The sequence below is a fragment of the Streptomyces sp. NPDC001093 genome (genome assembly GCF_040298985.1).
In the GTDB taxonomy this organism is placed as follows: domain Bacteria; phylum Actinomycetota; class Actinomycetes; order Streptomycetales; family Streptomycetaceae; genus Streptomyces.
The window spans coordinates 1-7,733 of sequence record NZ_JBEPBF010000231.1; the positions used below are offsets into that span (position 1 = coordinate 1).

2 protein-coding genes are annotated in these 7,733 nt (G+C 75.9%); both read left to right on the plus strand.

Going from position 1 to position 7,733, the window contains the following annotated elements; genetic code table 11:
* The coding region (locus tag ABT288_RS48580; protein WP_351623125.1) for an RICIN domain-containing protein at positions 1 to 912 on the plus strand (912 nt) is incomplete at its 5' end.
* A 387-nt stretch (positions 913 to 1,299) separates the two neighbouring features.
* Positions 1,300 to 7,733 (plus strand): beta-ketoacyl synthase N-terminal-like domain-containing protein (locus tag ABT288_RS48585; protein WP_351623127.1); only part of this gene is annotated, 6,434 nt, incomplete at its 3' end.

Sequence of the window (7,733 nt, forward strand, 5' to 3'; positions counted from 1 at the left end):
ACCGTCCTCGCGGTCTGCAGCTGGTCCGACGACATCGGTGCCCCCCTCCCCGGCGCCCCCGGGGGCCCCCCCGCCGGCCACCCCCCGCGCCCCGGCGCCGCGGGCGCCCGCGCCGCCGCCTCGGCCGGCGATCCCGTCGAGGTGGCCCACGGAAGCCTGCGCGGCCTCGTCTCCGGGCGCTGCCTGGACGTGCTCGGGGACAGCGTGCGGGCGGGCGCGGGCGTGGGGCTCGCGCCGTGCTCCTCCGCCGCCTCGCAGCAGTGGTCGTACCAGGACGACGGGTTGCTGCGCAGCGCCGCCGACCCGTCCCTGTGCCTGGCCGCCGACACCGGGACGAAGAGCGTCGTGCTGGCCGGATGCGTCGTGCACTCCGGAGAGGTGGCGTACGACATCACCGTGGGTGGCGAGATCCTGCCGCGCCGGCACGCGGGCCTCGCGCTCGCTCCGGGCTCCGGCGACGCGTCCGCCCGCGTCACGCTGACGCCGCGCGACGGTTCGCCGGAGCAGCTCTGGGTGCTGGAGCCGGACGCGGCGCAGGGCGGGGCGGACGCGCCACGGGGCCGTCATCCGGGGTTCGCGCAGGGCGATGGGCCCTCGCAGGGCGCTGGATCCTCGAAGGGCGACGGACTTTCGGAGGGGGACGGACTTCCGAAGGGCGAGGGCCCGCCGCACGGGAACACCTCGTCCGGGAAGCCGGAGGACGCGGGCGGCGGTCCGGGGCCGTCGGTGGGGCCGGGGGAGCCGGGCGAGGCGAACGAGACCCGGATCGCCCAGGTCCGCGCCGGCCACGACCAGCGGCACACCGGGTCCGTCCTGCCCGCCCGGGCGGTGCGCTTGCTGCACCGGGCCCTCCCGCCGGTCGCCGGCACGGTCGCCGCCGTACCGGCGGCCGTGGGCACACTGCCGCGCTGACGATCGGCGCGGGACGTCCCCCGGACCCCGGCCGCGATCGAGCCACGGCGCCGAAGTCATGTGGAATTTACAGACTTCGAGCGGATGTACCGGCGCGTTGCGCCCGGGTGAGTGGGCGGTGACGCATGCGGGGACTTTGCCGGGGTTGTGGTGGTGTGGTGCGGGGGCCGGAGTGGTGCCCCGCCCGCACCGGTGAGGGGAATTACCGCCATTTTCCAGTTCTTGCGCGGAATTCGACCCGCTGGCCGAATCGATGTCACCGGGCGCGAAAAGGGGGCGGCGTTATTGACCCGTGAGTAGGCCGAGGCTAGTTTCCGGTGCCCTCGCACCAGAGCGTTCCGCCGCACACCCCCCACCGTGCTGTCCCGCCGATCGTGCCGGAGCATCATGACCTCGCCTGTGCGCCCCCATGACCTCGTCCTGTGCCTCACCCCGTTCGGAGAGCCCGACGCCGGTCTCACCGCCGCCGCCTGTGCCGCCGGGGCGCTCGGCATCCTCGACCTCGGCACCGGAGACCGGAGATGCCGGGACGCGCTGTCCCGGCTGAGACGGTCCGCGCCGGGCCCCTTCGGGGTGCGGGTGACCGGGCGCTGCGCGCTGACCCCGGCCGAGGTCGGCGACGCCCCCGACACCGTGGTCCTCACCGCGGACGCGACCTGGTGGCGCACCGAACTCCCCTCCGGCTGCCGTGTGCTGGCGGAGGTCACGGACATCCGCCAGGCACACGCGGCCGTGCGCGCGGGTGCCCAGGGGCTCGTCGCCCGCGGCGCCGAGAGCGGCGGCCGGGTCGGCGAGCTGAGCACCTTCGTCCTGCTCCAACAGCTGCTGTCCGACGAGGAGTCGAGCCGCGTCCCGGTGTGGGCCTGCGGGGGCATCGGCCCGCGTACGGCGGCGGCCGCGGTGGCCGGCGGCGCCGCCGGGGTGGTCCTCGACAGCCAACTGGCCCTGCTCGCCGAGTCGGGGCTGCCCGAGACGGTCCGTTCGGTGCTGCGCACCCTGGACGGCTCGGAGACCGTGGTGCTGGGCGGCCACCGGGTACTGCGGCGCCGGGGACCGGACGCCCCGCGCCCGCCGGCCGACGACCCCGGGGCGGTCGCGTCCCTGCTGGGCGCCGACGACCTGCGCGGCCGGCTCCTGCCCGTCGGCCAGGACGGATTCCTCGCCTCCCGGTTCGCCGAACGGTTCGGGGACGTACGGCGGTCGGTGCGGGAGGTGTCGACGGCGATCGACGGCGTGGCCGACGGGGGTGCGGCGACGGCCCTGCGTCCCGGGTCGGCCATGAGCCAGGCGCTCGGGACCCTGCTCCCCGTCGCGCAGGGGCCCATGACCCGGGTCAGTGACCAGGCGGGCTTCGCCGCGGCCGTCGCCGCGGACGGGGCGCTGCCCTTCCTGGCGCTGGCCCTCGCCGACGGCGCGCGGACCCGGTCGATGCTCACCGAGGCGCGGGCCGTGCTGGACGGGCGGCCCTGGGGCGTGGGCGTGCTCGGCTTCGCGCCCGAGGAGATCAGGAACGCCCAGCTGGACGCCGTACGGGACCTGCGGCCCACGCACGCGATCATCGCCGGCGGACGGCCCGCCCAGGCCGAGACGCTGGAGCGGGCCGGGATCCGCACCTACCTGCACGTGCCCTCGCCGGGACTGCTGCGGCAGTTCCTGGACGCGGGCGCGCGCAGGTTCGTGTTCGAGGGGTCCGAGTGCGGCGGTCATGTCGGACCGCGCGCCTCCTTCCCCCTCTGGGAGGCCCAACTCGCCGTCCTGCAGGACTTCCTGGACCAGGCCGACGATCCGGCCGCCCGGCGGCTGGAGGTGTTCTTCGCCGGCGGCGTCCACGACGAACGCTCGGCGGCGATGGTCGCGGCCCTGGCCGCACCGCTCACCGCCCGGGGCGCCGCCATCGGCCTGCTCATGGGCACCGCCTACCTGTTCACCGAGGAGGCCGTCGCGCACGGCGCCGTCCGGCCCGTCTTCCAGCGGCAGGTGCTCACCGCCACCACGACCACCCTCCTGGAGACCGCCCCCGGCCACGCCACCCGCTGCGTCCCGAGCCCCTTCACCGGTGACTACCGTGCGCGCGAGGCCGCTCTCCGCGCGCAGGGGCTGACCGACCGCGAGGTCTGGGAGCAGCTGGAACGGCTCAACGTGGGCCGGCTGCGCATCGCCAGCAAGGGCGTCGAGCGCGGAGCCGACGGCGCGTTCGCGACCGTGGACGAGGAACGGCAGCTCGCGGACGGGATGTTCATGGCCGGCGAGGTCGCCGTGCTGCGCTCGCGGACCACGACCCTGGCGGACCTGCACCGCTCGGTCACCGACGGCGCCGCCGAGCTCCTGACGCGGCGGGCCGCCCGCCCGAGCGCCGAGGTCTCCGCCGCCGCGCCGGAGCCGCCCGCGCCGCTGGACATCGCCATCGTCGGCATGGCCTGCATGTTCCCCCAGGCCCCCGATCTCGCCGCCTTCTGGTCCACCATCGTCACCGGCCGCGACGCCGTCACCGAGGTGCCTGCCGCACGCTGGGACCCGGCCGTGCACCACGCGGCCGGCACCACGGCGTCCAAGTGGGGCGGATTCCTGCCCCGCATCCCCTTCGACCCGCTGCGCTACGGCATCCCGCCCACCTCCCTCGGCAGCATCGAACCCGTCCAGCTGCTGTCCCTGGAGGCGGCCCGCCGGGCGCTGGAGGACGCCGGATACGGCGAGCAGGGGCGGGCGTTCGACCGCGCGCGGACCTCGGTCGTCTTCGGCGCCGAGGCGGGCAGCGACCTGTCCAACGCCCTCACCCTGCGCGCCGTACTCCCGTCCTACTACGGCACGGTGCCCGACGGACTGGACGAACAACTGCCCCGGCTGACCGAGGACTCCTTCCCCGGCATGCTCGCCAACGTCATCTCCGGCCGGATCGCCAACCGGCTGGACCTCGGCGGCACCAACTTCACCGTCGACGCCGCGTGTGCCTCCTCCCTCGCCGCCCTCGACGTGGCCTGCAAGGAACTCGTCTCCGGCACCAGTGACCTCGTGCTGTGCGGCGGCGCCGACCTGCACAACGGCATCAACGACTACGTCCTGTTCTCCTCCGTCCACGCGCTCTCCCCGACCGGCCGCTCCCGCGCCTTCGACTCCTGCGCCGACGGCATCGCCCTCGGCGAGGGCGTGGCCTGCCTGGTCCTCAAACGGCTCGCGGACGCCGAACGCGCCGGCGACCGGATCTACGGCGTGGTCAAGGGCCTCGGCTCCGCCAGCGACGGCCGCTCGCTCGGCCTCACCGCACCCCGCCCCGAAGGCCAGCGGGCGGCCCTGGAGCGGGCGTACCGCAACGCCGGTGTCTCGCCCGCGGACGTCGGCCTGATCGAGGCGCACGGCACCGGCACGGTCGTCGGCGACCGCACCGAACTCACCGTGCTCAGCGAGGTGTTCACCGAAGCGGGCGCGGCGGCGGGCGGCTGTGCGCTCGGCTCGGTCAAGTCGCAGATCGGGCACACCAAGTGCGCCGCCGGCCTCGCCGGCCTCATCAAGACCGCCCTCGCCCTCCACACCGGTGTCACCCCGCCCACCCTGTACCTGGAGCGGCCCAACCCGGCCTGGGCGGAGGGCGACAGCCCGTTCGTCTTCCACACCCGCGCCCGGCCCTGGACGGCACCGGCGGCCGAACGCCTCGCCGGCGTCAGCGCGTTCGGCTTCGGCGGCACCAACTTCCATGCCGTGCTGGCCGCGCACGCCGACGCCGCACCGCTCCGCCGGTCCGTGGACGCCTGGCCGGCCGAGCTGTTCCTCTTCCGGGGCCGGGACACCGCGGCGGCCCATCGGCAGGCCGAGGAGATCCTCCGGGCCGCCGAGACCGACGGCCGCCCTTGGCGCCTGCGCGACCTCGCCCTCGCCGCGGCCCGCCGCGCCGACACCTCACACCATCCGGTACAGGCCGCGCTCGTGGCCCGCGACACCGAGGAACTCACCGGACAACTGCGACGGCTCCTCGCGGGGGAGCGCGATCCGGGTGCCGGGATCCATGTGGCGGACGCGGTGAGGGGGGCGGGGGAGGAGGACTCCGCGGGTGCGGGTTCGGTTTCGGGTGCGCGTGCGGGTGCGGGACGGGGTGCGGGCGCGTATCCGGCGCGGGGCGGGGTGTCGGAGCGGGGGGAGGGGCCCGGCGCGGGCTTGGCGGAGGGGGGCTTCGCTGATTCGGCGGAGGGGGGCTTCGCGGGTTCGGTGGAGGGCGGCGGCGCGGACCCGGTGGAGGGCGGAGTGGAGGACCCGGTGGAGCGTGGCTTCGCGGGTTCGGTGGAGGACGGCGTCGCGGGTTCGGTGGAGGGCGGCGTCGCGGGTTCGGTGCAGGGCTGCGTCGCCGATTCGGTGCAGGGCAAGGCCGCGGAGTCGATGGGAGACACGACCGCCGCGGCGCCGGTGGTGCGCGGACGCGCGGAGTCGGTCGAGGGCAGAGGCGTGGAGCCGGTGGACAGCGGGGTCGTCGCCGACCCGGTGCCCGGCAAGGTCGCCTTTCTCTTTCCCGGGCAGGGCAGTCAACGCCCCGGGATGCTCGCCGAGCTCCTGGTCCACCTTCCCGAGCTGCGGCACTACCTGGACCTCGGTCGCGCGCACGCCGACAGCGTCCACCCGCCGGCCGCCTTCGACGACGCCGCGAGGGAGCGTCGGCGGGCCGCCCTCACCGACACCCGGGCCGCGCAGCCCGCCCTCGGCATCACGGGCCTCGCCGCCCACGCCTTCCTCACCTCGGCCGGCGTCCACCCCGACCAGGCCGCCGGGCACAGCTACGGCGAGCTGGTCGCCCTTGCCGCGGCCGGCGCCCTGGACCCCGAGACACTGCTGGAGCTGAGCGCGGAGCGGGCCGGTGCGATCCTGGCGGCGGCGGGCGACGACCCGGGCACCATGGCCGCGGTCGGCGCCGGCGCCGAGACCGTCGTACGCACCCTGCGCTCGACCGGCGCACCCGCCGCCGTCGTCGTCGCCAACCTCAACTCACCCGAGCAGACGGTGATTTCCGGACCGACGGCGGATGTCGAGACAGCCGTACGGCTGCTGCGCGACGCCGGGCTCGGCGCGCGGCGCATCCCCGTGGCCTGCGCCTTCCACAGCCCGCTCGTGGCCGCGGCCGGGGAGCGGTTCGCCAAGGTCCTCGCGGACAAGACGGTGCGGACGCCCGAGTTCCCCGTCTGGGCCAACCGCACCGCCGCGCCCTATCCGCCCGGCCCCGACGAGGTGCGCGCCGAACTCGCCGCCCAGATCGGTGCCCCCGTCGCCTTCGCCGCCCAGATCGAGGCCATGTACGAGGCGGGCGCCCGCGTCTTCGTCGAGGCGGGCCCCGGCACGGTCCTCACCCGGCTCGTCGCACGGATCCTCGGCGACCGACCGCATCGCACCGTCGCCTGCGAACCGGATGCCGACAGCGGCCTGCGCGGCTGGCTCGACGCCCTCGCCCGGCTCGCCGTCGCCGGACAGCCGGTGCGCACCGCCTGGCTCCTGCGGGGCCGCGACGCCGTCGACGCGCTGCGCGGCCCGGCACCGAAACGGCCCGGCTGGACGGTCGACGGACACCTCGTCCGCACCGCTGACGGAGCACTCCTGCCCGGTGCCCTCGCACCGGCCCGACGAGTCGTGGAGACGACCGTGACCACCGACCAGCCGTACGGCGCCCCGGCCGACCGGGACGCGCTCATCTCCGAATTCCTGCGCACCAGCCGGGAGATGATCGCCGCCCAGCGCGATGTCCTGCTGACCTACTTCGGCTCGGCGCCCGGCGCCACACCGCCGGCGCCCGCCCCGGCCGTACCGGTTCCGCGGACGGTGACGGTCCTCCCTGAACTCCCGCCGGTCGACACACAGTTGACCGAGCCGGACGCGGAAGCGCCGGTCGCCGACATCGAGCGGGTCGTCCTGGAGATCATCAGCGAACGCACCGGCTATCCCGTCGACATGATCGAGCCAGACCTCGATCTGGAGGCGGACCTCAGCATCGACTCGATCAAGCGGGCCGAGATAGCGGGCGAACTCGCCAAGCGGCTGGGCATCGCGGGCGGCGCCGAGGTGTTGGCGGACGCCGAACTGGAGGAGCTGGCCAAGGCGCGTACGGCCGCCGCGGTGACGGGGTGGCTGACGGCGCGGGTGGCGGCGCGGTCCGCAGGCGGGGGAGGGCGGCACGAGGGGTCCGGCACCGGCGGTCAGGTCGGATACGCGGAGGAGCGGACCGAGGAAGCGCTCACCGGCGCGGGAGCCGGACGAAGTCAGGAACCGGCCGGGGCGGCGTACTCCCCACCGACATACGCTCCCGATCCCGCCCCCGCCCCCGTCCCCGGTGTTCCTCCCCGGCGCTGCGAGGTGCGTCCCGTGCCCCTCCCGGAGCCCCAGCCGGAGCCGGCTGTCGGGGGTGACGCAGGCCGCACCCTGGCCGGCCGGCGCTTCGCCCTCCTCGGGGACGGCGCGGGCGCGGCGGCGGAGGTCGGGGCCCGGCTCGCCGAGCACGGCGCCGAAGCCGTGATGCTCCACGCGAGCCACCTCCTCACCGCGGACGACGGTCCGGTCGACGGCGTCGTGTACCTCGGCGGGCTGCCCGGCCCGGACCTCCCGGTGCTGCCGGACGCCTTCCCGGTGCTGCGCGCGGCGCTGGCGCGGGCCCCGCGCCGGCTGCTCGCCCTGCGGGCCGCCGACCCTGCGGGCGCTCTCGGGGCGGCCGGACTGGACGGTCTGTTCCGCAGCGTCGGCCGCGAGTACCCGGACCTGCTCGCCCGGCCCAAGGTCTACCCCAAGCAGACCCGCCCCGCACTCAGGGATGTCTCCCTCGAGGTGGAGAAGGGCGAGTTCGTGTTCCTCGTGGGGTC